General features: G+C 40.5%; 6 protein-coding genes. All 6 read right to left on the reverse strand.

The window, feature by feature from the left end:
- Positions 1 to 84: 84 nt before the first annotated feature.
- Positions 85 to 345 (reverse strand): hypothetical protein, encoded by a 261-nt coding sequence (locus CWB72_RS19520; protein WP_138634892.1) that lies wholly within the window; start codon positions 343 to 345, stop codon positions 85 to 87.
- A gap of 132 nt (positions 346 to 477) precedes the next feature.
- The gene (locus CWB72_RS19525; RefSeq protein WP_138634895.1) at positions 478 to 825 is read right to left on the reverse strand and encodes a hypothetical protein; all 348 of its coding nucleotides are present in this window, start codon (positions 823 to 825) and stop codon (positions 478 to 480) included.
- A 454-nt stretch (positions 826 to 1,279) separates the two neighbouring features.
- Positions 1,280 to 1,867: a hypothetical protein gene (locus CWB72_RS19530; protein WP_138634898.1), complete on the reverse strand. Its 588-nt coding sequence runs from the start codon at positions 1,865 to 1,867 to the stop codon at positions 1,280 to 1,282.
- A 132-nt stretch (positions 1,868 to 1,999) separates the two neighbouring features.
- Positions 2,000 to 2,266, reverse strand: coding sequence for a hypothetical protein (locus CWB72_RS19535; protein ID WP_138634901.1), 267 nt, complete (start codon positions 2,264 to 2,266; stop codon positions 2,000 to 2,002).
- Positions 2,267 to 2,387: 121 nt separating this feature from the next.
- Positions 2,388 to 2,891, reverse strand: coding sequence for a DUF695 domain-containing protein (locus CWB72_RS19540; protein ID WP_138634904.1), 504 nt, complete (start codon positions 2,889 to 2,891; stop codon positions 2,388 to 2,390).
- The coding region (locus tag CWB72_RS20765) for a hypothetical protein (protein ID WP_212747910.1) at positions 2,797 to 3,084 on the reverse strand (288 nt) is incomplete at its 5' end. The genes CWB72_RS20765 and CWB72_RS19540, both read right to left, overlap by 95 nt.

Genomic DNA, 3,084 nt, shown 5'->3' on the forward strand with positions numbered 1-3,084 from the left:
CGCAAAATAGCAGGCTAAAATTAGCGACGAAGGAGCGCAAGCCTGCTGTTTTGCGTCCCTTGGTTTAGGCACTTGTTATGTGTTTTATGCTTCTTCGCAAGAAGCTTTTCCATTGCCTTTTAGTTCACACTCATATTTTGTATTTGGACACTGTAAAGTCCAGTTACGCGAATCTATTAGGGGGTTGTTTCCTTTATGCACTATTCTAATTTCACTTTCTGTGCAGTTTAGTTGTGATTTTGATGATTGAATAATCTCTTTGTCAGAAGGCATCTTTTTTACAGGAATATGTACAACGCATCCTGTGGCTAACAATGAAATCAACAATATACTTAAATGCTTCAAGATTAACTCCTTACTACTGAAACACATAACGCCTCGCTTAACCGGCGCAAAATAGCAGGCTAAAATTAGCGACGAAGGAGCGCAAGCCTGCTGTTTTGCGTCCCTTGGTTAAAGCGTTTGTTAGCATTCAGCTTACTCCGAGCCAACACTTGGTAAGCCAAACTTTTTAACTAACGTTGTAAACTGCTCGTTTGTATATGGTCCAAACACAAATTCGTCGTGCTCAGCAAACTTATGGTCTTTGGTTTTATCGATGTAATAAAAAGAACACGTTTTATATGGGCAAGCATAAACTGATATGTACTTTTTATTAGCATTAATATTTACAGGCTCATCAATACGCCCAATATATGAGCCTTCACCAATGCTATAGCCTAACGTTTTTGCACCATCAATGTAATAGACTTCATACGGCGGGTCTTCCCAAACAGGGGAGCAACCAATAAGAGTTAGTGACACCAAAACTAGAATTATTCTCACAAACTTCCCTGAATGCTAACGCTTAGCTAACAGGCAAAATTGAATAAGCTATAATCGAGCGAAGCGACGAGATTATTTAATTTTGTCCTAGTTTAGCGCCTTGTTGTGCGTTTACAATTTGCTTTTAAAGCGCTTGCGCCTGCACCAACGAGCTAAACTTTTAATTTAAAAAACACCCACCGAACTCAAAATTGTAAAGAAGAGCATTACTGGTGAATGACCTTTCTGGTCACAGCTTAAATTGAAAAACGAAAAGCCAAGACCAACTTAAAATTTGATTACGCCACTGTACCTAAAAGCTGATTTGAAGAAAAGATTTGATGTAAACACAGCTTTTAAGTCACTGACTTGAAATGACGCACAACGCTCGCCGTAAACGGCACAAAATAGCAGGCTAAAATTTGCGACGAAGGAGCACAGCCTGCTGTTTTGTGTCCTTTGTTTAACGGCCTTGTTATATTTCCCGCTGTGTATGAACCCACTCGTCGGGAAGTTTATGATAAGGTGCTGTTGGAAACTTAGTAGCGAGGTATTCCTTTAATTTACGTTGCCTCCAAACTGTACCACCTGATTCAAATTGCTCAGGGTCATCAGCATAATCAACAGAAAGTCGCTCCGGTACATGTGATATTGCATCATACGCCATGATAATTTCGTAAGATTGGATCTGCGGATCAAAAGCAGAAGTTTCTTTAATCACGACACCATCTAACCAAACTGAAACTTTCAACTCGCCAACTGGCCATTGAACACTTGGAACTGACTGGCTTAGATCCTCATTCAATTTACCTTTCCCAAGCTTTTTCCAGTGCCCTTCTTTTAGAGCGCGCCCTAGTGAATGGCGACTGATTCCAAACCTAGACATAATCGGGTAACTAAGTACGTCATTAATATCAAGAAGCTCATTAGACCTAACTTTAAAGAAACCTAATGATTGATTCACCGCAACTTGGCAATAGAATATGAAGTCATCGACTGAAACTGCATAGATAATTCCTTGTGAAAAGCTTGCTCTTGCTTTTGGGTCTTTAGGGAACTTCAAATTCTTCTCCGGAGTTCAATGGGAAATATAACGCCTTAATAAACGGCGAAAAATAGTAGGCTAAAATAAGCGACGGAGGAGCGCAAGCCTACTGTTTTTCGTCCACGGTTTAATTAACTTGTTATACGCACATTAGCGAAAGAGCTTTTTTAGCTTGCCTAGAATTGATTGTTCTTGAGGCTGAGTAAATAGTTTTAAGTTTGCGTATTCTGGCACCAGTGCTTTTGAACCATGTGATTCAAAATTGACCCTGATTGTATATTCACCCGATTTATAACTATAAATCTCTTCAATCTCGCCACATCCAAAGCGAACGTGACTTACCTTTAAACCAGCTCTAGCAATGCCGATACCGTCAACTTCTAGTTGCTCAATAATTTCGTAGTCGTTCTTTGTCACTCAACTTCCCAGTGCGTATAACGCCTCGCTTAACCGGCGCAAAATAGCAGGCTAAAATTAGCGACGGAGGAGCGCAAGCCTGCTGTTTTGCGTCCTTTGGTTGAAGCGTTTGTTAGGCTTATCACTCTGGACGTACCTGGCTAAAGAAGTAATCCCATTCAGGGTCGCTTTCAGCCTCAATTTCAATCGGATATGGTTCGGTCTCTTGAGGCATATTGTGCAGGCTCTCTGCAAATACTTCTGTTGATACGCAATACCAAACCCATTCACGATAGCCATTAGTAGTTATTGCTGCCGCCAATACACCTGACAAGTCAGTTTCTAATGCATCTACTAAGCGATTTTCAAAAACTTCCATACTTTGGCTATCATCGGTGGAAGGCATCCCCGATTCGTGTGGTGAGTAATCCCAATATATACGAATAAGCTGAGGGTGATTTGAAATACTTGAATCTTTACTTAATTTATTACGAAAACGAATCATTAGAGGAAGATCATTGTGCGTTCCCTCTGCTACCGCCCACTGGTCACTATTTATAATGTCTCTTAATACTTCCATTCTTTTCTCTGCGTGTGTTGATGCTGTAATCAATAAAATGCCAGTGAATAATATTACTCGGAGCATTGCGAAAGCCTAACGCCCGATTAACGGGTAAAAAATTGTGGGCTAAAATTGAGCGAAGCGAAAAGCCCGCAAGTTTTTTATCCCTGTTGAATTGCTTGTTATGCGTTGACACGCCGCTTTTGAAGCGCTTGCGCCTGCACCAATAAGCCAAACTAAAAATTAAAAAAACACTCACCAAACCCAAAATTGCAAA

It is taken from the genome of Pseudoalteromonas phenolica, assembly GCF_005886345.1.
Lineage (GTDB): Bacteria > Pseudomonadota > Gammaproteobacteria > Enterobacterales > Alteromonadaceae > Pseudoalteromonas > Pseudoalteromonas phenolica_A.